Source organism: Paenibacillus sp. 481, from assembly GCF_021223605.1.
GTDB lineage: Bacteria > Bacillota > Bacilli > Paenibacillales > Paenibacillaceae > Paenibacillus_B.
In genome coordinates this window covers 3,329,682-3,355,822 of the sequence record NZ_CP075175.1, presented here as the reverse complement: position 1 = coordinate 3,355,822, position 26,141 = coordinate 3,329,682, and the positions used below count along the sequence as shown (strand labels likewise).

General features: G+C 45.5%; 20 protein-coding genes, 5 tRNA genes and 1 pseudogene. 9 read left to right on the top strand and 17 right to left on the bottom strand.

Features of this window, described 5'->3' with window-relative positions:
* Positions 1-159 precede the first annotated feature (159 nt).
* From KIK04_RS14885 to KIK04_RS14870, 4 genes are read left to right on the top strand one after another with little or no spacing between them, the layout of a single operon-like run.
* Positions 160-1,152 (top strand): LLM class flavin-dependent oxidoreductase, encoded by a 993-nt coding sequence (locus KIK04_RS14885; protein ID WP_232274424.1) that lies wholly within the window; start codon positions 160-162, stop codon positions 1,150-1,152.
* Positions 1,153-1,170: 18 nt separating this feature from the next.
* The gene (locus tag KIK04_RS14880) at positions 1,171-1,383 is read left to right on the top strand and encodes a DUF896 domain-containing protein (protein WP_232274423.1); all 213 of its coding nucleotides are present in this window, start codon (positions 1,171-1,173) and stop codon (positions 1,381-1,383) included.
* The gene (locus KIK04_RS14875) at positions 1,380-1,859 is read left to right on the top strand and encodes an Rrf2 family transcriptional regulator (protein ID WP_232274422.1); all 480 of its coding nucleotides are present in this window, start codon (positions 1,380-1,382) and stop codon (positions 1,857-1,859) included. Before KIK04_RS14880 ends, KIK04_RS14875 begins: the two co-directional genes overlap by 4 nt.
* Positions 1,832-2,164, top strand: a complete 333-nt coding sequence (locus tag KIK04_RS14870; RefSeq protein ID WP_232274421.1) for a putative quinol monooxygenase — start codon at positions 1,832-1,834, stop codon at positions 2,162-2,164. Before KIK04_RS14875 ends, KIK04_RS14870 begins: the two co-directional genes overlap by 28 nt.
* A gap of 149 nt (positions 2,165-2,313) precedes the next feature.
* Here KIK04_RS14870 and KIK04_RS14865 read toward each other — a convergent pair whose 3' ends face one another.
* The 10 genes from KIK04_RS14865 to KIK04_RS14820 all read right to left on the bottom strand — a co-directional run bounded on the left by KIK04_RS14865 (position 2,314) and on the right by KIK04_RS14820 (position 10,072).
* The gene (locus KIK04_RS14865) at positions 2,314-3,573 is read right to left on the bottom strand and encodes an MFS transporter (RefSeq protein WP_232274420.1); all 1,260 of its coding nucleotides are present in this window, start codon (positions 3,571-3,573) and stop codon (positions 2,314-2,316) included.
* A gap of 640 nt (positions 3,574-4,213) precedes the next feature.
* Positions 4,214-4,299 (bottom strand) — tRNA-Leu (locus KIK04_RS14860).
* 19 nt (positions 4,300-4,318) lie between these two features.
* Positions 4,319-4,394: transfer RNA gene (locus KIK04_RS14855), tRNA-Lys, on the bottom strand.
* Between the two features lie 49 nt (positions 4,395-4,443).
* Positions 4,444-4,518, bottom strand: a tRNA-Glu gene (locus KIK04_RS14850).
* Between the two features lie 151 nt (positions 4,519-4,669).
* On the bottom strand, positions 4,670-6,136 hold the full coding sequence (gene mgtE / locus KIK04_RS14845) for a magnesium transporter (RefSeq protein ID WP_232274419.1): 1,467 nt from the start codon (positions 6,134-6,136) through the stop codon (positions 4,670-4,672).
* Positions 6,137-6,364: 228 nt separating this feature from the next.
* A tRNA-Ser gene (locus KIK04_RS14840) sits at positions 6,365-6,453 on the bottom strand.
* 5 nt (positions 6,454-6,458) lie between these two features.
* A tRNA-Asn gene (locus tag KIK04_RS14835) sits at positions 6,459-6,534 on the bottom strand.
* Between the two features lie 223 nt (positions 6,535-6,757).
* Positions 6,758-8,323, bottom strand: a complete 1,566-nt coding sequence (locus KIK04_RS14830) for a DNA-binding protein (protein WP_442951093.1) — start codon at positions 8,321-8,323, stop codon at positions 6,758-6,760.
* Positions 8,324-8,680: 357 nt separating this feature from the next.
* Positions 8,681-9,508: a uroporphyrinogen-III synthase gene (locus KIK04_RS14825; RefSeq protein WP_232274418.1), complete on the bottom strand. Its 828-nt coding sequence runs from the start codon at positions 9,506-9,508 to the stop codon at positions 8,681-8,683.
* 45 nt (positions 9,509-9,553) lie between these two features.
* The gene (locus tag KIK04_RS14820) at positions 9,554-10,072 is read right to left on the bottom strand and encodes a SprT family protein (protein ID WP_232278747.1); all 519 of its coding nucleotides are present in this window, start codon (positions 10,070-10,072) and stop codon (positions 9,554-9,556) included.
* 184 nt (positions 10,073-10,256) lie between these two features.
* Here KIK04_RS14820 and KIK04_RS14815 point away from each other — a divergent pair, with 184 nt between their 5' ends.
* Positions 10,257-10,613, top strand: coding sequence for a hydrolase/acyltransferase (locus KIK04_RS14815; protein WP_232274417.1), 357 nt, complete (start codon positions 10,257-10,259; stop codon positions 10,611-10,613).
* A 189-nt stretch (positions 10,614-10,802) separates the two neighbouring features.
* Positions 10,803-10,943: a cortex morphogenetic protein CmpA gene (cmpA, locus tag KIK04_RS14810; protein ID WP_232274416.1), complete on the top strand. Its 141-nt coding sequence runs from the start codon at positions 10,803-10,805 to the stop codon at positions 10,941-10,943.
* A gap of 181 nt (positions 10,944-11,124) precedes the next feature.
* Here cmpA and KIK04_RS14805 read toward each other — a convergent pair whose 3' ends face one another.
* The 5 genes from KIK04_RS14805 to KIK04_RS14785 form a co-directional block, all read right to left on the bottom strand.
* Positions 11,125-13,344, bottom strand: coding sequence for a Tex family protein (locus KIK04_RS14805; protein ID WP_269670948.1), 2,220 nt, complete (start codon positions 13,342-13,344; stop codon positions 11,125-11,127).
* Between the two features lie 159 nt (positions 13,345-13,503).
* Positions 13,504-13,854: a type II toxin-antitoxin system PemK/MazF family toxin gene (locus KIK04_RS14800; protein WP_232274415.1), complete on the bottom strand. Its 351-nt coding sequence runs from the start codon at positions 13,852-13,854 to the stop codon at positions 13,504-13,506.
* Between the two features lie 3 nt (positions 13,855-13,857).
* Entirely contained in the window at positions 13,858-14,139 is a 282-nt protein-coding gene (locus KIK04_RS14795) for a CopG family ribbon-helix-helix protein (protein WP_232274414.1), read from the bottom strand.
* A 226-nt stretch (positions 14,140-14,365) separates the two neighbouring features.
* On the bottom strand, positions 14,366-15,589 hold the full coding sequence (alr, locus tag KIK04_RS14790) for an alanine racemase (protein WP_232278745.1): 1,224 nt from the start codon (positions 15,587-15,589) through the stop codon (positions 14,366-14,368).
* Positions 15,590-15,798: 209 nt separating this feature from the next.
* A complete protein-coding gene (locus KIK04_RS14785) occupies positions 15,799-17,241 on the bottom strand; it encodes a DUF4367 domain-containing protein (protein ID WP_232274413.1) in 1,443 nt (480 codons plus the stop codon).
* A gap of 835 nt (positions 17,242-18,076) precedes the next feature.
* On the opposite strand from KIK04_RS14785, the pseudogene KIK04_RS14780 reads away from it, so the two are divergent.
* Positions 18,077-18,259: pseudogene (locus KIK04_RS14780) on the top strand (transposase); the annotation flags it as partial.
* Between the two features lie 249 nt (positions 18,260-18,508).
* On the opposite strand, the gene KIK04_RS14775 reads toward KIK04_RS14780, so the two are convergent.
* Entirely contained in the window at positions 18,509-20,221 is a 1,713-nt protein-coding gene (locus tag KIK04_RS14775; RefSeq protein ID WP_232274412.1) for an alpha/beta hydrolase family protein, read from the bottom strand.
* Between the two features lie 281 nt (positions 20,222-20,502).
* Between KIK04_RS14775 and KIK04_RS14770 the strand changes: the two genes are divergently transcribed.
* Complete coding sequence (locus KIK04_RS14770) at positions 20,503-21,210, top strand: lysoplasmalogenase (protein WP_232274411.1); 708 nt, start codon at positions 20,503-20,505, stop codon at positions 21,208-21,210.
* A 165-nt stretch (positions 21,211-21,375) separates the two neighbouring features.
* Entirely contained in the window at positions 21,376-21,483 is a 108-nt protein-coding gene (locus KIK04_RS14765) for a DUF6254 family protein (RefSeq protein WP_232274410.1), read from the top strand.
* 194 nt (positions 21,484-21,677) lie between these two features.
* Here KIK04_RS14765 and KIK04_RS14760 read toward each other — a convergent pair whose 3' ends face one another.
* Positions 21,678-26,060 carry an SdrD B-like domain-containing protein gene (locus tag KIK04_RS14760; protein WP_232274409.1) on the bottom strand — a complete coding sequence of 1,461 codons (4,383 nt, stop codon included), beginning with the start codon at positions 26,058-26,060 and terminating at the stop codon, positions 21,678-21,680.
* Between the last annotated feature and the right edge of the window lie 81 nt (positions 26,061-26,141).

The following is a 26,141-nucleotide window of genomic DNA, read 5'->3' as shown; positions in this document are numbered from 1 at the left end:
ATCTGAGTCAACAGAAGTCAACAGCGCAAATAACGGTTCCTTAGAAGGATGTTTTAGCAAAGCGTATAGCACAGGCATTAGCACGTTCTGTACGCTTTTCTATTTCATCTAATCGTGGATATTGTGTATCTATAATAATAACGAAAGAAGGTTTATATTATGAAATTAAGCGTCTTGGATCAAACACCAACTTCAGATGGACAGACTTCTGCTGAAACGTTACAACACTCGATTGAGTTGGCTCAATTAGTTGACCAATTAGGATATAACCGAATCTGGTACTCCGAGCATCACGGATCTGAAAATATAGCTAGTGCATCACCTGAAATCTTGATTGCTCATATCGCATCCGTCACGAATCAGATTCGTGTCGGGTCAGGTGGAATCATGCTTATGCACTACTCACCATTAAAAATGGCAGAAGTGTTTAAGACCTTATCGACGTTGTATCCAAATCGAATTGATTTTGGCGTCGGCCGTGCACCTGGCGGCGATCGGATGTCTACCTATGCTTTGCATGAGGGCAGGCAGCCCAAGATGGATAACCAATACGATAAACTAAAAGACACCATCATGCTGATGACTGAAAATATTCCCGATGATAGCGTGTATAAGCGTACATTGGCTGCTCCTGCGGGTGCTCCACTACCAGAAGTGTGGTTATTAGGCTCAAGCGGAAGCAGTGCTGCCCAAGCAGGACGATTCGGTATCGGCTATTCATATGCGCAATTTATTAGCGGGCAATTATCAGCTTCGATGCTGGATGCATATCGCACCAATTTCACGCCATCAGAAATCATGGCTACCCCACAAGTCAATGTAGGTTATTTCGTGATGGCGGCACAAACATCTGAAGAAGCTGAGTATCATGCAGCTAGTTTAGATTTGAATTTATTGTTCTTAGAAAAAGGAATTCCTTTTCAAATATTGTCGCCAGAAGAAGCAATGAATTATTCCTATACGGAAATGGATAAAATGCGTATTCAGCACAACCGTAGTCGATTCCTTGTAGGAAGCGCAAAAGAAGTAGCAGATACACTCCGTCAACACGACGAGCAATTTAATATCAATGAAGCTGTAATCGGAACAATCAGCCATAGTCATGAAGCAAGGCTACAGTCTTACCGTTTGCTTGCAACAGAACTTTTATAAAAAAGGGAGAGAACATATATGATTAACATTTTGGATCGAATCAACGTATTAGCTAGAAAAAATAAGGGGAACGGTCTAACACATTCCGAGTTAGAAGAACGCGATGTCTTGCGCCAACAGTATTTACAAATTATTCGGGGGCATGTCAATACTTCCTTTACAGGATTAACGATATTAGATGCTCATGGTCATGATGTTACTCCAAAAAAATCGAAGCATGATAGCGCATGAAAATGACGACTGGCTTAGAACAAGCCGTATATGCTCTCTTGCTACTTCATCGATTACCTAATCAAGCCATGTTGTCAGGCGAATCATTAAGTCAATTGTTACATGTTTCGCCAACTTATCTACAAAAGCTAATGAGAAAGCTTGTACAAGCAGGACTTGCGTCTTCAGTGCCAGGTGTAAAAGGTGGATTTCGTTTACTAGCTAGTCCTGAACATATTCGAACATACGATGTGTATATGGCCATAGAGGGTGTCGAATCTCTTTATCGCTCAAACGGCGTGTTTCGTGCCCTATTTGAATTAAAGGAAGAGCAAAACTGTCTACTCAATGATGTGATGGAAGAAGCAGAACATGCTTGGCAGACTATTTTAACACGTACAACGATCGCTTCTTTACATGATGCACTTATTCACACATCTTCTACTGACGCTCTCCATAAGATGGATTCGTGGTTGATAACAAAAATGGTTTCGTAGTCAATGAAGGAGGGGGAAAAAGAATGTTCGTTAGAGTCGTTCATTTCAAAAGCAAAGCAGGCATGGAAGAGCAATTACGGAAAATAGGGCGGGACGTTCTTGTACCTATTAATAAAGATGCAGGCTGTGAGCAAGTACATTTCCTAGAACCTACTGCTGATAATCACTCTTTTGGTGTAATAAGCATTTGGGACAATAAAGAGCAGTTAGATGCGATGAAAAATAGTGAAAGATATCGTGCTTTAATTCAGGATTTAACTCCATTGATTGAATCAATAACCGATCAGTTGTATCTTACGGAATAATCGTCTAATAAGAAGGACAAATACAAAGCCTAATTTCTCGCTTATACGGTTGAGGAATTGGGCTTTGTTGTCCTACACAATTACAAGCCTCAAAGTCTTCAGCTACGAATCCATGGTGAGAAACTAATTCAACTGATAAATGAACCCCTTTAACTCAACCTTTCTTCGTTTAATTGTTCATTCTTCATTTTGTTATACCGCTCTTTTAAAGATACAGCCCCAATTACTCCTGTTACGATTATTAATAATCCACCACCAGAAAATACAGTAGCAATTGACACTAGAGCTAATATAGCACTAATAAATCCGAGAGAAAGTGTATCACTAGCATAATTTATTGAAGAAGATATACTAAATACTTTCCCTAACATATGTTTGGGCACTTGATCTTGAATAATGATAATTCTAGAAAGTCCCTCACATGCCTGCCCTATTCCTATCAGAATTGTAGCTGTATATATGACAGGTATCGAGGGGACAATACTTATTGATACAAGTCCTATTCCCCATATAATAATACCAAAATTAAATATAAGTATCGGGTTAATACGTTTAAATGAGCCCAGTAAAATAGAACTTATAAATGCTGCTGCACCAAGTATCCCTGTTATATAACCAAATGTTGATATTCCGCTCTCCAAATATGTTTCTAAATAAATAGGTAGACCAACACGCCATAAACCAGTATTGATTAAAATACTTAGCCCTTGAACAATCACAATGAATGAAATATCTTTATTTTCCCTTAAATATTTGATAGTCAATTTCAAATCCGTCATTGTGCCTTCTTTTTGAAGCGGCACATCAACGTCTGTCTTTTTTGGTGTGTAAGTTATTAGTAAATGAAAAATACCAGCGCCTAATACGAAAAGAAAAGCCAAACTAAATAAATGGATTTGAGTAGTTAATTTCAAGACAACACCTATAGAGGCTGGAACTAAAATACTTGCCCCACGTTGAATCGAATCTAGTAACGCATTTCCTTCTTGTAACTTTTCTTTTGACAAAATCTCTGGCAATATAGCTCTGAAACTTGGTTCAGCAAAACAGTTACAAATACTTATACCAACAGCTAAAACCATTAAAGTAACATAGTTTATATATCCTAATGAATATAAAAATGGAATGGTTATCAACAAAATTGCTGTTGCCGCATCGCAAATCACCATTATTGTTTTTTTATTCCACACATCAGCCTTAATGCCACCGTAAATCCCTAAAATTAAAAAAGGTAATGTCTCTGCTATTACCATCATTGATACATAAAACGGCGAATTATTAGTTAACTCCATAGTCAACCATATAATCTCCATGCTAAATAAAATTAACGCACTTCTTTTCAATAGCCTTCCCATCAATAAATAGGTAAAGTTTTTTTCTTTTAACAAGCTCTTATACGGAATATGCATGTGCAACACACTCTCCTGATAACAGTTAATAAATCTATTTATCTCTTTCTCTATCGACTATTCAAATAGAATTTGTGAAATTGGAGTACTCCTACTAATGGAAAATCAAAACAAAGGAATAGGAACGTTGAAGGTACACATTGTCGGTTTTGGAGGATAATTGATCCAATGAGTGTGTTTGGACAACTGAAGAACTATTAATATCTTTTTATACATTCATAACCCCTTTCCACTAGAACGATTACTTTCTGGAATCATGCACATTAGTGAAATGACTACGGATAGTTGAGCATATATACATGTAGTTACCATAAAACATTTTCCTAAGCTATCACAAATGATTACACTACATAATTATAACATTTCAGATTAAATATAATGAATAGAGAGCAATTTTAAAATGAGTTAAATGCCCCGTTGTTTGCAACCCATTTATTTAAGGATCGCAAGTAGATGACACCACATCTGAGTAAATGTCGCTCTCTTTAATCGAGAATTTATTAGTAAGTAGGAAGTAATCGAATTGCAAATGTAAACAACAAAAAAACCACTCCCTTTCAGAATGTTATTGTTCTGATCGGTAAGTGGTTTATAAAAACAAAAAAAGCCCTTGTACTAAGGCTTCTAGTTTAAATAATTATGGTGCGGTAGAGAGGACTCGAACCTCCACGGGTATACACCCACTACCCCCTCAAGATAGCGTGTCTGCCATTCCACCACTACCGCACATTTAGGGAAATAAAACTGGTGAGCCATGTAGGACTCGAACCTACGACACCCTGATTAAAAGTCAGGTGCTCTACCAACTGAGCTAATGGCTCTCGATGACTAACATTGCTGTTTGCCGTAACCTCTACTTAAAATAAAGGTTGGTGACCCGTAGGGGATTCGAACCCCTGTTACCTCCGTGAAAGGGAGGTGTCTTAACCCCTTGACCAACGGGCCGTGCTCGTTATTCTCACCGTCACCTCGCGGCGACAAGTAATAATATATCAAAGAATAACGAGATTGACAACCCCTTTTTCAAAAAAACTTATTTGTAAAAATATCCATCAAAATAACCGCTATATCCACCTTTATAACATGCCCCAAAACTCTAAATTAAATACGATAAAAAGAGGGTCGCCGTACCAAAATAAACGGTCAAAGAGAAAATGTCATTTAAAGTCGTAATGAGCGGCCCCGATGCAACCGCAGGGTCGACATTAAGTCGATACAATAACAGCGGAATGGCCGTGCCCGCCATCGTTCCGATGATGACCGTCAAAAAGAGCGAGCTGCCGACGACAAAGCCGAGCGCCAAGCTGGACTGCCACATCCCCGCTATAAGTGCCACCGCTAAGCCGCATACCGTACCGATTATGAGTCCGACGAACAATTCACGTCGCAAGAGGCGCACAACCGTGCTGCGGTCTAATTTTTCAGAAGCAAGCCCCCTCACAACTACAGCCAACGACTGCGTGCCCGTATTACCAGTCATGCCCGCTATCATCGGCATAAAAAAGGTCAGGGCCACAGCCTGCTGAAGCGTATGTTCAAAGCGACTAATAATGCTGCCCGAAATTAAACCGAGGAACAGCAGCATAATGAGCCACGGAAGACGACGACGCGAGGCTGTCCAAGCGTTCGTACGAAAATTGATCGCCTTGCCTGTGGCGGACAATTTGTTAATGTCCTCGTTAGCCTCTTCGCGCAACACGTCGATCACATCGTCAACCGTCACGATACCGATTAGGCGGTCTTCGGCATCGACAACTGGCATCGAAATAAAGTCATAGTGCTCAAATAAGCGCGCCACATCTTCTTGGTCTTGGTCGGCCGTGACGGAAATTACTTTTTCGTTCATCAGACGGCTAATAAGCTCGTCCTCCGCAGCTAGCACTAATTCGCGGTAGGATAAGGTACCTACAAGCCGTTTTTGTTCATTTACGACATAAAAATAGTGCACATGCTTCGTCAGCTCTGCGAACGCCTTTATTTTCTCCACCGCTTCGCGCACCGTGTACCGATCGTAGAACCAGACATAACGGTTCGTCATCAAACCGCCGGCAGTCTCTGGCTCGTAGGTCAACAACTGCCGTACCGTGTCCGACTCCTCACGTGCCATCAGAGACAGCAAATACTCTTTTGCCTCATCGCCAACCTCGGCCATCATATCAGCCGCATCGTCGTTATCCATGCGGTTAAGCACTTCTGCCGCACGCTCGTGCCCGAGGCTGCGCAACGCTTCGAGCTGAAGCATTGGTTCCAGCTCACGCATCATCTCTGTCAATTGATCGCGCTTCAAGGCGTCTAACAACCGCGCACGATTTGCAAATCCCGCCGCTCGATACAGCGCGGCTATATCATAAGGCTGCCAGTAACGCAGCTGCTGACGAATATATTCCTTCTCGCCAGTTAAGATAGCTTGCGCATCACTTTCGCTCCACGGGTTGCCAGACTCATTTTCAATATGTCTATAAGGATTAAGCTTGTCGACTTGCTCTGCCTTATGTACATGTTCAGCCTTCTCAGAGCTAGTGGCCTTCTTGTCGTTATTTTCATTCTTGTTGTGGTCGGACATGTACCGCACCTCCTCTTACATCCTTACACACCTGTACTTCGATGAATCAATCCCGGATGTCGTGTATATAGTGTATGAAAAAAAGCAAGGGTTAACCGCAGAAATCCATCATTTCTTTACGGTCACCCTTGCTTCATATGTTAGGTACAGATGGAAATCTGGAAAATGGATATAAAAAAAGAAGCCCCGAAGGGCTTCCTTATCAAACATGCATAATTGTAAAGTAAATGGCGGAGAGAGAGGGATTCGAACCCTCGCGGCTGTAACACCCTAACGCTTTAGCAAAGCGTCCCCTTCGGCCTCTTGGGTATCTCCCCGTATGTGGCTCCCCGAACAGGACTCGAACCTGTGACAACTCGATTAACAGTCGAGTGCTCTACCAACTGAGCTATCAGGGAAAGACAATTACTAATTTATCATAATAAATATAGGCTGTCAACAAAGAGCAACAAAAAAATTAGGATCGCAATCGAAAATGGAGTCATGTTCGTCATCCCCCTATTTTTCCTGCTACAAACAAACACGCGCCCTCTCTAAACGAACAAGAGGGCGCGTGCGAAAGACCTATGTTAGATGGTCAAAATGTGATGTTTTAACTCATTTACACTTACAATCCCAATGTTAATTTACCGTTATCGCTTTCGTAACGAGATTTTTGCTGCCTTCACGAAGACGAATCGTAGCTCCGCCTACATCAAGCGGATTTGTACGCACGTTAATCGTTTTTGACACTTTTCCTTGTGCATCCGTCGTTACGGAAACGTTTTGGTAACCGTATGAGGTAGGCCATGTTCCGTTGTCATTTTGCACTTGTCCGATTTGTTTACCACCTGTCACATAAATACCCAACTTGAGTTGCAGTGTTGCATTCGGTGTTCCACCATTCACATTAACCGTAACTTGGAAGGGCTGGCCCGCCGTTACTGCGTTCGGATAACTAAGTGCATAAGTGGACGTTGGATCTGGATTTGGAGTCGGAGTTGTTCCTCCTCCGCTAGCACCGTATGAACCTTTTTTAAATGTGGAAGGATCCCACCATTTGTAACCTGCTGCTGGTTGTGCCCATGGCTCCGCTTTAGGCTCTGTACTGTTTTGTGGAATTTCAAAGCTGTGCAGCGCTGTTGGCTGATCCAATTGTAAGCCCGGAACTTGCTCAAAGCTTGTATACGCTTCGTCTTTCGCCAACCAGTTAACCAAGTTGATCAACAATTTAGCGTCATCTACTTCTTTAAAGCCGTCATACGTCTTTTTAGCTTGACCGTTCTCTTCACGCAAATATTTCGGCGTAATATCTTCTACTGGCGAGGAATCGCCGATAAATGCCGCTTTACCTGCCAATACTTTAGAAATCGACACGTACGGACCTTCAGCAACTCCGCCCCCGTTGTAGATACCTTGATCGACAGCGTGACCCCACTTATCTTGCGTCGGTGGCAAGTAGATAATGCCTTTCGCGATTTTTGGATTCGTGATCGCTAGCGTCGAGCCTGCATGCATAGCAAAGCCATATACACTTTCCGTAATGCCGAACGATTGATCGCTTGGTACGATGTGATTCGCTGTCACGTTGCCGATGCCGTTGTAACGGAAACGCACACCAAAGTTATCAGCGAGCCAGTCCGTGCTTGCTACGCCCTGCATAGCAACAGAGCTAGCTTCTTCGTTGCTCATGCCTTTAGCTGGGTTCTCCCAAGCGCCACGACGGTAGCCGTTGAACACTTCGGAAGCGTCCCAACGGTTTTTGTTGCGGTCCGCATTGTAGTGATCGCTAACAAACAAGATGCTGCCGCCTGTTTGAACATACTGAAGCATCGCAGCTTGTTCGGATGTTTTGTACGGAATATTCGGCTCAGGAATGACGAATACGTCGTAGCTTTGCAAATCAGCCAATACGATTGGTGTAGATTTGCGCAATTCCTTCACTTCATAGCCCGTTCCGGCTAATGCGTTACCGAAATCAGAAAAGGCACCATCAATAACCCAGTCTGCTGCACCTGCCGTTTGAGCATGTGTATTATCAAACAATACTTTTTTCCCATTTGGCGTGCCTACTGGTGCGATTACAGGAGCTGGATCAAGCGGGCCTTCCGCGTGTACTACATTATTCCCTCCTGCCCATGTCGTAAAGATAGATGCTCCAATTGTTACTGCGATTGTGCATTTGAACCATTTTGATGTAAATTTCAAGTCACAACACCTCCGAATGAATGTATAAAGAATAGTTAGTGCGTATTCATACATCGTAATGAACGTTTGTTAACGAGATATTAATCGTAGATGGTAATACAGTAAATATTTATCACTCTTTTTGCCACTAAAAAAACGACCCGCATAAGATGTCCTTCTACCATGGTGTTATCTTTCGCAAGTCGCTGTGAGTATGTAGCATGTTCATGTTGTAATTGGTGCTTTGGTTGTCAAAATATTTTCTTAATGAATCACACTGTCATAACTGACATTACTGAGTTTACTATTTTTGCTGAGTTTGCTATTTTTGCTGCCCTTACTGTCTCCTTGCTGTTTCCTAGCTGTTTCTAGGCTCTGCTATTCTTGCTGCTCCGTCTGGTTAAACCATTGCGAAAGCGTAACGATCAACACGCCCATACGCTCTTCCTCCGGCACAAGAATACGCTCAACGCCTTCATCCGCCAATGCAGCCGCGGTTACTCTCCCAACTGCTGCCGCAAGTGTACGTGTCGCAAACACATGCAGAAGCTGCTCCGTGATCCCTTTCTCCCGCGCATAAGCAAATAAGAACCGAGCTTGCGGTGCGCTCGTCATGGCGACTGCGTCCACTTTGCCTTGTAATAGTTCATCCGTTAGCTGCGCCAGCACGCTAGGCTCAGGCGGAGTATGACGGTATGGCATAAGCTCAACCCACGTCGCGCCGCTCTCTTGAAGAAATTGCACAAGAACAGGTGCCGGATCGCCGTGCAATTGTAAAGAAACAGACTGTCCAGCCCATTGCTCCACTCCGTATTCCCGCATCGCGCGTACCAGACCAAGCGTAGAACCGTCATCGTCTCGCACATCAGGCATAATGCCTAACCGCTTCAGCGCGTTGTACGTCTTGTAGCCACGAGCAGCATGACGTAGCTGTTTCAGCTTGGCAATCAGCATATCTGCTTTGCCCGCTTCTCTGGCTGCCTCCATGAGCTTGTCGAGCCCCATTCCGGTCGTCCAGACCGCCCATGTAAGTGGAGTTTCGAGCAACTTGTCCACTTCTTCCTCCAAACGCTCAAAATGTTCGAACATCGTGCCCTGCGTCGGACGGATAATCGGCGTCCCCCCTTGCCTGCTCACAATGTTCGCCATCTCTTCCGCTTTGCGCGGACCTGTGAGTGCTACGGTCTTCCCTGCTAACTTTGCCATGTACATCCTCCCTCAAGATCACTCCAGCTTCACTCTAGCTTCGCTCTAGCTGTCGCCAGACACCCCTGTTAGACGCAGCATCCGCAGCGGACCATGACAACGTCCGCAAGCGTAACGACGGATATCTACTTTCCGCTTGCGCAAATAGACTTGTCCGCAGCTTGTGCATTCCAGACGATACCGATACGGCTCTTGCCGCTTTATTCGGGTATCAGGAAGCGCCTTGCAGAAGCGTGACCCGCCAACTTTTGCTAACAAAGCTTTAAATTCGGCGTCTCTGTGGCGATATCCTCCTCCTTCAAGATGCAAGTGATAATGGCACAGCTCATGCTTAATGATGGACTCCACTTCATCAGCACCATTTGCCGCCCACTGCTTCGGGTTCATCTCGATGTGATGAGTTCGAAGCAAGTATCTTCCTCCTGTTGATTTCAATCTTGCGTTCCAGGAAACTTGGTGGCGAAATGGTTTGCCAAAGTCACGAATAGAGATTTGTTCTACCCATGCTTGCAGCTGCCTATTCGAAGGAAGTTTGGTCTGAGATGTATCGGAGGCCGACAACATGGTCGCTGCGTGATCGAAATGGTTGTTAGATATCGGTGGCAGCGGACTGGATTTACGCCCTTTTTCATGCTGGTTGTTCATGCTTCCTCCTTATTGCAATTTGACATAAGCCTACTTGTATTTCTAAAAGAAGTTCAGTAAACTGTCAAGAGCAAGATTAGAGCTGAAAAGAGGGGACCTACTAATGCCGAAAATGCGCTACATTATTTTTCAGCGTGAAGGTGAGCTGGAATATGTTGAAATGCCAACCGACTACGCCTACCAACTTAGTGCGCTGAATCTGCGATTACATAAAGAAATTGGCAAGCTAACCGCTGCTCACGTCCCGCTACTCCCTATTGCTGTAGCAGAATGCGATAACTTGGAACTACTGCATGAAAGCCACACCATTATAAATGGACTCGAATATTTAAATCAATTGGAGCGCTCCTTCGCGAATATTCGCGAGCAAGAGTATCCACTTATTGCACTCTTAACTGAAATTCGTGCCTTACAGGCACAGATGGAACAGTGGTACGAAGAAGAAGAGTTCAGCCTGTAGTTTGTGCATACTTTTAAATCGACAATCCTATAACCGATAAACAAAGCCGAAGCTGACGTGATGAGGGGACTACCCCGATTAATCGTTCATTCTTCGGCTTTTTCTGTTCGGACCTGCACGACTTGCGGCACTCGCCCATAAGATAGCGTTACAACGACAAATGTTTGTATCGGTTGAAGGAGGGGTATTATGCCGCAATGGCTGTGCAATCAAATGATGCGTGCCTTTAACAAAAAGGACCGCCGGCAAATTAAACTGCTGAACGAGTGCTGGTTTTTTTATCGCTCGAAGCCGCAAGCTCGCACGCTTCATTCACAAACACGCCGTTAAGCTCCGGCCCAGACCATGAGTAAAACTCCTATCGGAGTCCTTCGAAGATAAGCGACCTCGTTTAAAGGTTGTTATATCGCCACTATAAAATTGGGTGAAATTCGGGAAGCAGAAACGTATACATCGTATATATAGTAAAAAAGCCGACCTCATCCATTTCAGATGGAAGGTCGGCCTTACTCTAGTTAGGCTGGCGCATCGTCAAGCCTACACGCCCTTTTTTCATATCCACGTTCAATACCCACACGGTCACATTATCTCCAACCGAGACGATATCAAGTGGATGCTTCACATAACGATCACTCAACTGCGAGATGTGGACAAGTCCGTCATTTTTGATGCCGATGTCCACAAACGCACCAAAGTCGATTACATTGCGCACCGTACCTTTTAACTCCATCCCTTGCTTCAAATCCTCGATTTGGAGCACATCGGTACGGAAGATAGGTGGCGGCAACTCCTCACGCGGATCGCGCCCTGGACGCAGCAAGCTGTCGATAATGTCCTTAAGTGTCGGGATACCGACTTCTAACTGCGCAGCTAGCTCCGCTACATCTATGCGCTGAAGCGCTTCGGCTAAAGTGGTTGTTCCAATTAGCGCTTTATCCAAGCTCAGATGTTTAAACAAGCGATCCACGACCCCATATGATTCAGGGTGTATCGGTGTCTTATCCAGTGTATCGTCCCCTTCTGCAATACGCAGGAAGCCGACACACTGCTCAAATGCCTTCGGCCCAAGCCGTGGCACTTTTTGCAACTGGCGACGCTTCGTAAATTTCCCGTTCTCTTCACGGTATTTCACGATATTTTTCGCCAAGGTCGCATTAATACCAGATACATACGACAATAGCGACGGAGACGCTGTGTTCAGGTCCACACCGACATGGTTTACGGCGGATTCCACGACCGCCCCCAAACTTTCCTCTAGACGTTTAGCCGATACATCATGCTGATACTGACCGACGCCAATTGCTTTCGGGTCAATCTTGACAAGCTCTGCCAGCGGGTCTTGGATTCGACGCGCAATGGAGATAGCGCTCCGTTCAGCAACATCCAACGCTGGGAACTCTTCTTGTGCCAACTTTGAAGCAGAGTACACACTCGCCCCCGCTTCGTTGACGATTAAATATTGCAATTGCTGTTGCTTGCATTTTGCTATCCAATCTGCGACGAACTGCTCCGTCTCGCGTGATGCCGTACCATTGCCGATCACGACGAGCCCTACGTCAAATTTGTTAGCCAGCTCTGTAAATTTACGTTCCGACTCCTCCACCTTATGATGCGGCTTCGTCGGGTAAGTAACAGCGACCTCTAGCATTTTCCCTGTATCATCCACGACAGCAAGCTTGCAGCCTGTGCGATAGGCAGGGTCGACACCGAGTACGGTTTTACCTTTTACCGGGGGCTGTAGCAGCAAGCTGCGCAAATTTTGCGCGAACACTTCAATTGCCTGCTCCTCAGCCTTCTCTGTCAATTCGTTACGTACATCGCGCTCAATAGAGGGAGCGATTAGTCGTTTATATGAATCTTCAATCGTCGTGCGCAGCAAATCAGCGACAACAGACGGGCCCTTGAGCACCCTTTTTTCGATATAGGCTGTGATCTGCTCAACCTGCACGTCTAAAGACACTTTCAGCACTTCTTCACGCTCACCGCGGTTGATCGCCAACGTCCGATGGGCTGGAAGCCTTTTTACAGGCTCGGTATATGCATAATACATTTCGTATACAGATTCTTGTTCTTTGTCTTTCGCATCTGTGCGCACTAAACCGTTATCATACGTGTAACGTCGTACCCATGCGCGAATGTTCGGCTCGTCGCCGATAATCTCCGCGATAATATCCAACGCACCCTGCACCGCATCCGCAGGTGTAGCGACACCCTTTTCTTCATTCACATAAGCGGCAGCTTCCACATATGCGTCACCTTGCTTGGGCTGCGCCTGAATCCAGTTCGCCAATGGCTCTAAGCCGCGCTCCTTGGCGATGCTTGCCCGCGTTTTGCGCTTTTGTCGATATGGGCGATACAAGTCCTCGACTTCCTGCAATTTGACAGCTCTCACAACGCTATGTTGCAGCTCTTCCGTTAACTTACCCTGCTCTGCGATCAGACGCAGCACTTCGCTCTTCCGTTGCTCTAAGCCACGCACATAATGGAGCCGTTCTTCCAAATCACGCAGCTGATTCTCATCCATTTCGCCTGTCATCTCTTTGCGGTATCGGGCAATAAACGGAATCGTATTCGCTTCGTCTAACAGCGAGACAACGGTTCTAACTTGTTTCTCACTCAACGACAACTCGGTTGCGAGCTGTTTAACGATACGCTTCGGCTCATTTTCTTTCATTTCCACTAAAAGCGCTTCCAACGCTGTGAATTCAACTATCGTATTTTGATCTGTCATTATGTCATTCCTTTCACAAAAAAAGTGCGGCTTGGTCTACTACATATTTTCTCATTTCTTGTGCCGCTTTTCCACCCTCTAACTGTTTTTTACATCGCTGCGCACAAAAAAAAACGAGGCAGCCCTCGTTTCCAAACTAATTTTATGCTGTCTATTCCTTTAAAAATCTATCAAACCAATGCTGATTTGCAGCCCATCGTCTACTTTACGCATCGTTTCTTCGTCCAAGTGCGTAATTTTGTCGGTCAGCCGTTGCTTGTCGATCGTGCGAATTTGTTCGAGTAAAATGACCGAGTCCCGGTCGAAACCGTGCGTTTCCGCATCGATTTCGACATGGGTCGGCAGTTTAGCCTTTTGAATTTGCGCTGTGATCGCAGCTACGATAACCGTAGGACTAAAGCGATTTCCGATATCATTTTGTATAACGAGAACGGGACGGACACCACCTTGTTCCGAACCCACAACCGGCGATAAATCCGCAAAAAATACGTCGCCGCGCTTTACAATCAATGTCTACACCCCGCTAACTAAACGACCGAGAGTGCCATCCGCATCTTCTTCCGCATAAAAAGCCTCTGATGCCATCGTTAAATTGATCTTTGCCATTTCCATGTAGCCACGCTGCATGGATTCACGAATATGGCGCTTTTTTCGTTCACTCAAGTATAATTTCATCGCTTGGCGAATGAACTCGCTCCGATTAGATTTTTCCATGGCGACGATACCGTCCACTTCCTGTAGTAATTGGTCGGGCAAGCTGATCATAATTCTTTTGGTGTTCTGAATGTTTGCCACCTATCCTCGCACCCCCAAAACCTTTCCTGCCTATTACCATTATGTCGATTCCGTAGAAAAATTATACAACAGCATATATATGCCTTATGCAGATTCAGTATGTTGCAAAGAGCGCAAATTTCCGACTGCACTATGCCCTAAGATCATATTCGCGGTGTTTCGTCAAAAATCCTCTAAAAATACCGAAAACATCTTCAGGGAATTATTGTATATTACTACTAAATCGTCAAACGGAATGCATTTGCATAAGATGATCGTTAATCAATGCGTTTACAATTTTAACTGGGCGGCCTTGCTCCGTGTACACTCGTGAAATTCGATGTGCAAGCGCACAAATGATTTCATAGTGTATCGTCCCTAAATGATCAGCTAGTTCACTCGTCGATATCGACTCCGCTCCTTGAGTGCCGATAATGACAATCTCTTCGCCCACTTGCACATCTTCGGCATCCTTACCGAGCGGTGTAAGCGAAATCATACATTGATCCATACAAATTCGCCCGACGACAGGAACTCGCTTTCCTCGAAGGAGCATCTCGGTCTTGCCACTTAACATGCGCGAGTACCCATCCGCGTAGCCGATTGGTAGTGTGGCGATTATTTCAGCGTGTGGTGTATGATAACGAGCACCATAGCTAATTCCTTCGCCTTCCGGCACCAACTTCACGTGCACGACTTCTGACTTCAATGTCAGCATAGGCTCAAGTTCGATACGCTGCTGATTCACTTCAGCAGACGGATATAAGCCATAAATGCTAACCCCGACTCGAACCATATCGTATGTCGATTCCGGCATATCAAAAGTAGCTGCGCTATTGTTGGCATGTACAATTGGAATATCAACATTATGGGCTCTTAGCGCCGCAATAACCGCTCGAAAACGTTCATGCTGCATATTTGCATGCTGCTTGTCAGCTTCATCAGCGCACGCGAAGTGAGTGAATACACCCTCAAGTACAACGCCAGGTATAGCTTCTAAACGCTCAACAAATGCAACCGCTTCTTCTGGTGTTCGCAACCCAAGGCGATTCATGCCAGAATCGATCTTAACGTGAACTTTAAGCGGCCGCCCATTATTTTTGGCGTATAGACTTGAAGCTTCACGTTCTAACACGTGTAACACCTGTTCAGAGAATACATTTAGCGTTATGTCTTGGTCCCACGCTAATTGGATTCCTTCCGGTGGTGTGTAGCCTAATATTAAAATAGGCAATCGAATGCCTGCTGCTCTCAAATGCACCGCTTCTTCTATAAATGCGACGTTCAAATAATCGACGCCCGCACGCTCTGACGCCCGTGCAACTTCAATTGCACCATGTCCGTAAGCATTCGCTTTCAAACAGACGCTAAGCTTCGTTGCTGTAGGCAGCGCATTTCGAAATGCGTCTATATTGTGCCGCAAAGCGTCTAGCGAAATCTCCGCACGTGTTGGACGAAAGTACGTCTCCATGTTAGTCACCTTCTCGTTCTCTCCTCATCCGTTCAAACGTCAACAAAAACTATGTTAATGCTCTGGAAGAACGCTGTCAACGACAGATCTGGTAAAAAGAACGAAAGAGTTCCGTAGTTTACCTTGAAAGTATAGGATAAAACGGCCCGCAACTCTGAGTCAAACGCCAGAATACGGACCGATATGAACTATTTAACTCACCTTCCAAATTATTTTCCAGATTGGTCGATCATCGACTGTGCGGTCTTCACCATTTCATCAGTCGGCATCTCTGCGCTGACAACACGGTATTTGACACCGTCATACATCCATGTCAACGTCTTCTGCTCATCGCCTGTCATCTGTCCAATCGTAAAACCTAAATCTACGACCTGTCCGTAAATAAGACCAACCTCAACATCTTTCGGCCGTGATTCCATGATTGTAAAATTGTACGTACCTGTATAGCGCAACATTACAGCATGATCTGTGCTATTAGGCACTTCTGTTTTATCTTTTAAGGCTACACCTTCTGGAATATAGGACGGCTCGATAAAACCGAATGGGCCTTGGGCACTCGGCGCGATATCAGGTTGCCCGTTGCTCTTCTGCTTACCATTAGATGACTTATTCGCAACAGTCGGCTTAGCCGCTTCGCCCTGCTCTCCCGCTTCCGTCGGCTTAGTCGCCTCGCCTTGCTCTCCCGTTTCCGTTGGCTTGTTCGCCTTGCCCTGCTCTCCTGACTCTGTTGGCTTAGTCGCCTCGCCCTGCTCTCCCGTCTCCGTTGGCTTAGTCGCCTCGCCTTGTTCTCCCGTCTCCGTTGGCTTGGTCGCCTTGCCCTGCTCTCCTGACTCTGTTGGCTTAGTCGCCTCTCCCTGCTCACTCGACTCTGCTGGCTTGCTCACACCCGTTCCTTTATCGGCTCCATCTGGAACTACTGGTGTTTGCACAGCTTGATCTCCGCTAGTGCCATCTGACGTCGGCTCAGGCGTAGCCATCGTTGGCTGATCGACAGCAGTAGGTATGGAATCTGCATTGCGGCTTGATGTCATATTGCGCTGCATATCAAACTGCTCTTTATCGAACTTTTTACCAAAATCAAATTGATTAAACTTCATCTCAACGACAACTTGGCCTTCCGCATCTGTCACTTGAATTTGGCTAGGTGCATAGTTGCCTTTGTTCAGCCATATTTTTTGCCGGACGAGTGTATCCGTCTGATAGTTCGCCGCCACCTCAAAAACATAGCTGTCTCCATCAGTCGTGAACTGACGGTTCTTATCCGCCATAATGCTGCGTACTAGCGTTTGGTACAAATATACTTGGCCTTGGTTTTCTGGCCAATCGCTTTGGAAGCGGAAGCTTTTGTTCAAGCTTGGCGTCAGCACGAAGACACCCTCTTCATTGCGCAGCACAATTTGCTTCACATCCTTCTTCGCATTCGTAAGCTCAATGCGATAGTAAGACGGATCTTGGTACCATACTTCCACCTGATATTGCAACGGCTGCTGTCCAGAGTTAAGCGTCATCGTGCCGATACCCGCATAACTGTCTAGCTTCGTCATTACTTGGTCGAGCTCTTCGACTACCGCAGTCGCATCCTTTTTGCCGCATCCGGACAACAGAAGCGCGACACTCATCACAATGGCTAACAACCATGTGAATCGACGCATGAGATCATCCCCTTGACATGTAAAATTGTTCGATTCGGTTAACACTTCTCATTAACACCTCATCAACTGATAACATGTCTATGTGGTAACTTGGCCATTTATGCAGACTAGCTCTGGATGTCCCTAATTAAGGACAAGGGCATCGTACAGCAATACGTTTACGCATAACGGAAAAAGGATACCCGCGTTCAACGCAGGTATCCTCGATGCAGATACTCTCCAGCTTGTCGAGAAACCTCTGTTTGTTAAGACGAAGGTTTCTCTTCATTGAGATAACGGCAAGCAGCTTCGCACTTTTCGATTGGTAGTCAGTTGAATCCTTATGCCCTAACCGTTGATGGTTAGCTGATTCACTATGCCTCCTCTCCTAACGGTCGCCACAGTTGTTATTTCTGCGAATATGAACCCATTCAATATTTAACGGTCATGATGGCGCTTATTACGATGAAAACAGACGGATCTTGAATGAAACTGGAGAAATAAGCTCGCCTATAACCGTTAGAAATCAAAACGAGGTAAATCTGGCGAAATAACCACTATGGCAACCGTTAAGCACGGATTGTGTTCGATTATGCTACGTTCCAATCGGGAAAGACAACAATCTTACGAATTCGTCTCTATTGAGGATTTGGGTCGTCGGGATTATTGCTCCGTAAAGTGGATAAATATATAGACTTCTCGTTTATAGATAAGAAGGTTCGGCCTTTGCACTGTGCAGACAATGGGCGTCCTGCAATCCATTCAACACCGGATGGCCGGAGGGCGTGTTCTGATTTCGGATTCCACTCACATCAAGATAAATGCGAACAACCGATTCAGTAAGTCAGGATAAGGATTGTACAGCAAACGAAAAGAAACGATTGAGCGAAGCTTCGCGGATGCGAAAGAGCTCCGTGGGTTTCGTTATTGCCGTTTGCGCGGATTGCATAACGTCAAGGAACAAGCCTTGATGACGGCAGCCGTGCACAATATGAAAAAGATAGCGATCCACTTGGATCGCCTAGAGAAACAGGGGTAATCACCTTTCTTTTCGCTTCTGTATCTGTAAAAAATGAGAAACCCAAGTCTTGAGAAAAAGACAGGGGTTTCTCGGCAATCTGAAGAATACCCGCATTCAATGCAGGTATCCTCGTACATTCCTTTTACAGGTATAGCAGGTGTTGTAAGCCTTACAGGACTTACAGGTATCACAGGTGTTGTAAGCCTTACAGGTATCGCAGGTCTTTCAGGTCTTGTCGGTCTTTCAGCCGATGCCATTCCTCTATATTTACTTTTGCACCTTGATCCAAGCCCCTATATCCTCACTTAATTGCAGCGGAACGTTGCCTGGAAGCATATACTCATCGGTAGTAGACGGCTTATCGTAAGACGCAAACACATGATTTAACTTCGGATACTGCTTAAAAGTAACGTCCTTGCGCGATGCCAAGCCTTTTTTCCAGCCCTCATATTGCTTCAGATCAACTTGAAAGTCATTCTCGCCGTTAAAAATAAAGAGCGGCACTTGCTGATTCTTCGCTCGCTCTGGCCCATCGTTGTTCGCGATGTCGAACCACCAAGAGGCTGGCGGCAATGGGAAATCAGCTGGGTAATTGTCCGCTGAATACTGCTTATCATCAAGGATAGCAATAAGCTTCTTCGCCGATGCAACCATCATTTCTTGACGAGCAATCACTTCCGCTGGACGTCCTTCACTTTTAGAACGCGCCAAATGATCTTCAAATTGTCTTAACGCAATATCCTCCAACGCGCCAGAAGGTGCGGCCGCAAGAATAGCACCAGCAATCGCCTTGTCCTTGTCTTGCTCAATAATACGAGGCATAATCATACCTCCTTGGCTGTGACCAAGAACAAAAACTCGCTTACTATTCAAGCGCTTATCCTGCTGTGCTCCTGCTACAGCTAACAACGCATCATCGATAGACTCCTGTTTGACCGTAAGCTTCGGAATTCCTGCGATTTGATGCGGATATTCCAGATTCCGCTTGTTGTAGCGGATCGATGCTACACCTTGCTTAGCTAAACCAACAGCCAGATCACGGAATGGCTTATTCGCACCTATAGTCGAATCTTGGTCATGCATACCAGAGCCGTGTACTAACACGACAACAGGATATCCACCTTCAACCTTCGTCGTCGGCAGCGTCAGTGTACCTGGCAACTTAAATTGACCTTCACCTACTACAATAGACTCCTCTTTGTAGGCAGAAGCATCATCGTATGCTGGTGCCTTATAGCCTTGTGAAGTCATGGGTAGCCCAATGTAATCATTAACTAAACCATTCGAAGATAATTTAACATCGAAATAAAGTGGCATTTTTTTATCGGTCAAATATACAGCCGAAACGGTATGATGGACCCCATTATTGCTCACTTTGACAGAAACTATCTTCTCCGGTGTACCGAAATATTGAAATGACATGCCTTCCCCTGTCAGAGTCTGAGCTGTCACTACTTGCTTAAGCTCGGGCGTCATATACTCGTGCAGCTTAGCTAATTCAGCGCCTTGCGGCTGCTTACCAGCCTTTATCCACTGACCCAAAAATTGCGTCGCACGCGCCGACCAATCATTTGTCCCAGCAATATAAGCCCCGTCAACCCACTGGCCTGATACCCCTAACGCTTGCTGAATAGCATTCCAAGGCACCGTAAGTTCGCCGTTATGTTTCTTACTTAATTGCGCTGGCTTCGCTAGCACTAATTGTTCACCATTTACACTCGATTCTGTCTTGTTTAGTACAATCGTCCATACGCGTTCACCGTATGTAACGGTTGCTGTCTGCTTGCTATTGTCCCATTGCACTTGAGCCCCAATTGTTGCTGCAGCTTGACGCAAAGGAACAAGCTTTGTTAGTACTTCGTCATCGCGAGCTTCTACTGCCCGTTTATTGTCCATAGCCCACGCCTCTGGCGCAAATGGTACCGTACTGCTAAGCGCAATACATGAAGCCAACATCCATTTCCAAGCTGTACTTTTCATTGTCTATGCACTCCCCTTATACAGATGTGTCTAGTAACAAAAAATAAACAAAACCAAGTGAACATTCAATCGAGGTAATCGTTAACATCAGGCTATAATTCAACTGTTAGATAAATGTCTAATTAATAATAACATTTAAAATTTACCAGTGTCAAATCATTTATTGCTATACTGTGAATGTAGCGTATATCGTAATTATATGGTATTTAGCAAGGAGTAACTTGCGATGCAAGGGAGCAAGAACGCCTAACCTACTTTTTTAAAAAAGGGGATTTGATCGAATGTTGTGGGTTATTGGTATTATCGCAGCTGTCCAGCTCGGGCTGTTAGCAAGTGCCCTATGGGGAGCTAAGCCCTGTGTGTCGGGTGAACGCCGTTTTCCGCTCGCTGAAAGTATGCTGCTTAGCATTTCGCTAGTAACAGCTGCCGCTGCACTGTACGTACTGGAAGTTGTTCCAGCCTACTCGCTCTGGATCGCTATCGGTATGTTGTTCTCGTTTGTCGGGGACTTATCTATGGCTCAGCTATTGCCGTGGCGCAATTGGCTCATTGGCGGCATGCTGACATTCGGTATCGGTCACGTATTTTATATGATCGGCTTTGCCAATATGGCCACACAATTTGGCGGAACCATTTGGAATACAGGCTTCCTGATTGCCACCTTTATTGCGCTAATTGTTCATACGATTGGGTGGACCAAGTGGGTTCGCAACGATCGCCAGCCACGCATACTAAATATCGGGTCTTATTTGTACGGTTTATGGGTTGCAGGTACAGCAGTATTTGCATTTGCGATGTGGTGGGCTCTAGACGGCCTCTGGTGGCTGCCAGCTATTGGTGGTGTGTTATTTGTCCTCTCCGATTTAATAATCGGTTATACCGACATTGGACAACGTCGTGTCCCTAACCATCGACTATGGATATGGATAACTTATGTTGCCGCACAAGCGTGCATTGTATACGGGGCTCTGTTCGCAACCAACATGTAATGAACGACCTTGTAATAACGATGTAATTCGATCCGAACAACTATCTCTTTTCACGGCAAACATTTGCGGGGATACGAGCACGAAGGAAAGACCATATTAAGACCACATTCCGATGCACTCCATCGGCTTGGAATTGCAAGAAGCAACGAAGGGAGCTGCTTAATCATGAGTGTACAGAAGCGTCGTCGAGAAAATGCAGACAAAATCCGTAAACAGACACCACATCCTCATGGCAAAATAAAATCGTTTAAAGAGCTCTACGAACAAGGGTAAGCTGAACTTGAGTGGTACAATCCTTGAGTCATGCAGTCCTTAAGTCTTGCAGTACTTGAGTGATGAAGGGTTTGCGTTGCTTCATGCCAGTTATGAACTAATATGGACTTATACAAGCTTAATTATGCAAAAAAGAACCGTCAGGGAGAACCGCAAGCCTCCCTGACGGTTTTTGCTTCACTTACAACTTAGCGTTACATGAACAACTTCTTACGTGTAAGCCACATCCCAATCGCAAAGACGCAGAGAACGATGCCCACAACAGGTGCAATTGGCGCCTCTTCACCCGTTAACGGCAACGTCGTTGGTTGTTTCGATTTTTGCTTCGAAGCCGTATCTGTATCTGAATTTTTGTTCTTGGTCTTATCTTTTTTGTCCTTATTTTTCGCCCCATCTGTCGTACCTTTTTTACCATCACCTGGTTTCTTATCTTTCGGATCAGGATTAGGTTTAGGGTTCGGTTTCAATGGCTCACTAGGCTTCTCAGGCTTAGTTGGCTGTTTAGGAACCTCAGGCTGGCTAGGCTTTTTAGGCTCAGGTTTGCTCGGCGTAAACGTTCCACCCGAACCACCAGACCCTCCAGAGTCACCAGATCCTGTGCCTGGATTCGTACCAGGTGTAGTCGTTTTACGAACTAACCCCGCATCAACGACCAAGTACTGTTGACCTTGCGCGAGCGAAATAACGTCTGCCCACCCACTAACATCAACGTCCGAGTCACGTACGCGATCATTTCCGGCGCCCTTTTTCGTGAACTCGTACTTTTGCTGCAGCTCAGGAGTAAGCTTAAACTTTACCTTGTACTTGCCCGCTTCAAGGTTATCAAACAAATAATAGCCTGCTTGGTACACAGCCCCAGTTACGGAGTGATCATAGACCGTATTCGTGACCGAATTGTAATATACAGCTTTCGTTACGGATGATTTCAACAAGTTGTTGCTGTTATCGTACAACTCGACTGTAACGCCATTCAGACCTGTATCACCGTCATCCTGAATGCCGTTTTTATTTTCATCGATCCAAACGTACTTCCCAAGCGCACCTTTTACAGGCTTCGGGTCCGGACCTCCATCTTTTTTAAGGATGAGTCCAGCATCGACCGTTAAATCATTTGGCTGCGTTTGATTTATCGTAACGATGTTCGTCCAGCCCTGCGAATCGGCGTTTGAATCGCGCACGCGGTCATGACCTTGGTTCTGCTTCGTAAATTCGTAGCCCGTCGGTACAATGAACCGAACTTTATACGAACCGTAATCTTGGTTGTGGAACAGATAGTAGCCTGACGAATACACATAATCCGTCACGCTCGTATCATACACAGAACCCGTTACAGAAGGGTCATAGACGGAATTGGTTACCGCACTGTAGTACACGGAGCGTGTCACCGTAGTCGTCAACTTCTGATCCTTCTCGTCGAACAACTGTACGGTTACGTTGTTTAGACCCGCTTCATTATGATCTTGAACTCCGTTGCCGTTCGAATCGATCCAGACATATTTCCCAATCTGTCCCTTCCCTTTAACAGGAGGGTTGCCTTTCTTGATGAGACCCGCATCGATGTCATGTCTTTTCTCACCTGTGTTCAACTTAATGACGTCCGTCTGACCATCGGAATTCGCGTTAGAATCCTTGGCTCGATCAGTTCCTACACCTTTATTCGTAAAGGTGTAGCCGTCTGGCAAGGTGAACTTGACGTAGTAGTCGCCAGCATCAAGCGGTGTAAATAAATAGTAGCCCGGATTTCCTTTGTGATCGTTTCCGGTCAACGTGCTTTTCAGCAGCGTACCATCACTTGCTTGATGGAGGCTCACACGTATGCCATTAAAGCCGTGTTTCGGATCTTCATCTTGAAGCCCATTTCCATTCTCATCGAATGAGACGTAATTACCGATCTCCGCCTTCGGGTTCTCCATGATCTTGATTCCGACTTTGAGTGGCTCTGCTGGAAGCAGTGGCGTGCTGCTACCTACAGATGTAGCCGTATACCCAAATGAGTTCCAAGCAATTTGCTCTGGGCCCGTCGGCGCACCTATTGGTGCCCGCATTGTCCATGTCAGTTCTCTCGATTGCTGTGGCGCCAATACAAGGGAATCTGCAAACACAAATTTGAGTGCCCGAACTTTGGCTAAATCTTGTGGAGGCTCCTTCGTCCACGTTCCTGTAGTCATCGTGACCGTGTCATCTGTGCTGTAGAAAACAGTCACATCAGCAGGTGTAGTCACTTTATCCGTGAGGACAGGACTCCATTTACTGTCACGTGGCGAAGTGTCAATGACGCCCCGATCACCAATTCGAGGAAGTGCGTCCACAATGAGCACGTTCTTCACATTGGTTGTGCCTTTGTTGGTCACTTCCAGCTTATACTTGATTTCTCCACCAGGCGTGACATTTCCAGTGTCGGGATACTTGGTCCATTTTCCGTTGTCCAAATCTCCCTGCACCCATTTAATCGACTCCAAATTCGCAGAGGAATTCACATAAATGTCCGCGCTGTTGTACACGTACCATTTTCCAGCCTTGTAACGCTGATTTTTAAAGTTATGGAAGTTATTTAAGTATTTGTGCGTAGCCGAGGTCACTTCAACCTCGTTTTGAATGGCGCCCGTCAAGGCTCCATTGAACACTTTGGCATCGAAGGTTAGGTTTAGCGTTTCACCCTTTTTAAGCGTCCAGGCGTTATCGTTCTCGTTGCTCCAAGTCCAAGTTATCGGAACACGTCCTTGCTTGTCGGGAGTTCCTTTTTGAACAAAAGGCTGAGGTGGAATCTGCCCACTACTACTCGCCACTTTCCAAGAATCCGCAACAAACTCAAGCTCTTGGGGCAATAAATCCGTCACAATCGGGTTGTCAAAATTCACGTTGCCCCGCGTCGCGTTCTTCACGCTAATCGTATACGTGACCTTGTCGCCAGGCTTGAAGGAGGAACCGCTAGCTTGCTTATCAACCGTAATAATTGGAAGCTTGTCGACCGCAAGAACTTTCACTCTCGATACGAACTCTTCTGTATCGTTCGGGTTGATTGCTTTTTTGTGTGTGGCAACAACGTAGTTGACGATTTGCTTCCGATCAGGAGGGCTCTCCTCGTTCTTAGGAAGACCGTGATGCTCATCTATTTCAGGAAAATGGCATTTAGGCTTCACACCGCCATTTGGATCCTTTACGCATTCATACTTCCCATCAGGACCAGGTTGGTATTTCCCGAAGGCGTAAGGGTGTTCCAAATCCTTATATTCCGCAGTAAGTTCATAGCGGATTTGCAAGGATTCTACTTGGCGGAAATGCACGGGCACATCACCAAATACGAGTCGAATTCCCTTCATGTTCGCAGTAGCATTGAAAGGATGCACTACACTCGGGTTTAATATAGCCCAATCAATCCAGTCACTATCATTTTGAGGATTTGTTGTGGTGGTGTATTGCACTTTGTAAAAAGAAATACCGACGAATTTAGGCGTCTTGAACGATTTCAATTGCAAGCCTTTAGGTGTCAAATCTGTCACCTTAGCATCTTTCAGCTCCACGTTGGCCGAATTACCTATACCACCAATATAATAGGTAATTTCTTGACCGGTTGAAAGCTCCTTCTCATTCTGATCCACGCCTTTGTAAATCCAGATGCCCCCCTCTGGAACATTCACAAAGCCATGTGAAGCTTCTGCCGAAACCACACTAGGCTTAGATGAACCTACAGGCAGATAGGATACTTGCACGCGATTCGTTACTTTTTTATCTGGGTATTTGTCTGGATCTTTGTTGATCAAATCAAGGACATTTTTCGGATAGGACACCGTGACGTAAATTTCTTTTGGAAAATGACCATCTGCATCCGCTCGCCAATTCAACACTTTGTCGTTGTTCGTCTTGGTAGTAGGCGCAGGGTTGGATGAAACGAAGGTAGCTGCATCTGGAAGAGTATCTGTAATGACGACATTCTGAATGTTCAAATTGCCGTATTCTTTTAAGTCTTTCGTATCGTCAAATACAATTTTGTACTGTACTTGACTGCCGGGCAGCGGTTTTACATATTGGACAGGAACAGCCTGCTCTTTTTGCAACTTCCACACTGCGGATGCTTTGCTCGTGATGGTCACAGGGTTAGATTCAACGATAACCGATCCCTGATTATGCTGGAAGGTAGCTTTAGTAGTGGCAGATGTCCCATCTGGTGTAGTGAGGTTGGGGAAATGGGCATTGACTTGCAGCTTTCCTGTCGCACCAGACGCAGTCGGATCTTTGAACGTAAACGTGATCGTATCAACGCCATTAAGCTTCTCAAGCTTACCTACAGCGTGAACAGAATCAATCGTACGATCAAATACGATTCCACTTGGCAATGGCAACACCACTTTGGCGTTCGAAAAATGACCCGTCGTACTGGCGAGACTATAATCGATCGTGTACGTAAACGTTTTTCCAGTGAGCACAGTAGCTTCGTTACTACTTAATTGGATCTGAACACCGCTCGTACTGTTACTCGTACTGGCTGGGTTAGCCATTGCGGTAACTGGGAGAAGCAAGGTATTCAACAGCAGCATCAGCGCCCATACAGCGGCATACGGCCTCATCAATCGCGTCATTCCGTTGGCACTCCTTTCTCCTTATATTCTTATTACTTGTTGCAACTACACACAGCTCCTACAATCATCAACCTCCTTTTC

Coding starts and splice junctions, on each gene's coding strand:
- KIK04_RS14885 (WP_232274424.1), top strand. CDS start 160: ATGAAATTAAGCGTCTTGGATCAAACACCAACTTCAGATGGACAGACT.
- KIK04_RS14880 (WP_232274423.1), top strand. CDS start 1,171: ATGATTAACATTTTGGATCGAATCAACGTATTAGCTAGAAAAAATAAG.
- KIK04_RS14875 (WP_232274422.1), top strand. CDS start 1,380: ATGAAAATGACGACTGGCTTAGAACAAGCCGTATATGCTCTCTTGCTA.
- KIK04_RS14865 (WP_232274420.1), bottom strand. CDS start 3,573: ATGCATATTCCGTATAAGAGCTTGTTAAAAGAAAAAAACTTTACCTAT.
- mgtE (WP_232274419.1), bottom strand. CDS start 6,136: ATGTCCGACCACAACAAGAATGAAAATAACGACAAGAAGGCCACTAGC.
- KIK04_RS14825 (WP_232274418.1), bottom strand. CDS start 9,508: ATGGCAAAGTTAGCAGGGAAGACCGTAGCACTCACAGGTCCGCGCAAA.
- KIK04_RS14820 (WP_232278747.1), bottom strand. CDS start 10,072: ATGTTGTCGGCCTCCGATACATCTCAGACCAAACTTCCTTCGAATAGG.
- KIK04_RS14815 (WP_232274417.1), top strand. CDS start 10,257: ATGCCGAAAATGCGCTACATTATTTTTCAGCGTGAAGGTGAGCTGGAA.
- cmpA (WP_232274416.1), top strand. CDS start 10,803: ATGCCGCAATGGCTGTGCAATCAAATGATGCGTGCCTTTAACAAAAAG.
- KIK04_RS14805 (WP_269670948.1), bottom strand. CDS start 13,344: ATGACAGATCAAAATACGATAGTTGAATTCACAGCGTTGGAAGCGCTT.
- alr (WP_232278745.1), bottom strand. CDS start 15,589: ATGGAGACGTACTTTCGTCCAACACGTGCGGAGATTTCGCTAGACGCT.
- KIK04_RS14785 (WP_232274413.1), bottom strand. CDS start 17,241: ATGCGTCGATTCACATGGTTGTTAGCCATTGTGATGAGTGTCGCGCTT.
- KIK04_RS14775 (WP_232274412.1), bottom strand. CDS start 20,221: ATGAAAAGTACAGCTTGGAAATGGATGTTGGCTTCATGTATTGCGCTT.
- KIK04_RS14770 (WP_232274411.1), top strand. CDS start 20,503: ATGTTGTGGGTTATTGGTATTATCGCAGCTGTCCAGCTCGGGCTGTTA.
- KIK04_RS14765 (WP_232274410.1), top strand. CDS start 21,376: ATGAGTGTACAGAAGCGTCGTCGAGAAAATGCAGACAAAATCCGTAAA.
- KIK04_RS14760 (WP_232274409.1), bottom strand. CDS start 26,060: ATGACGCGATTGATGAGGCCGTATGCCGCTGTATGGGCGCTGATGCTG.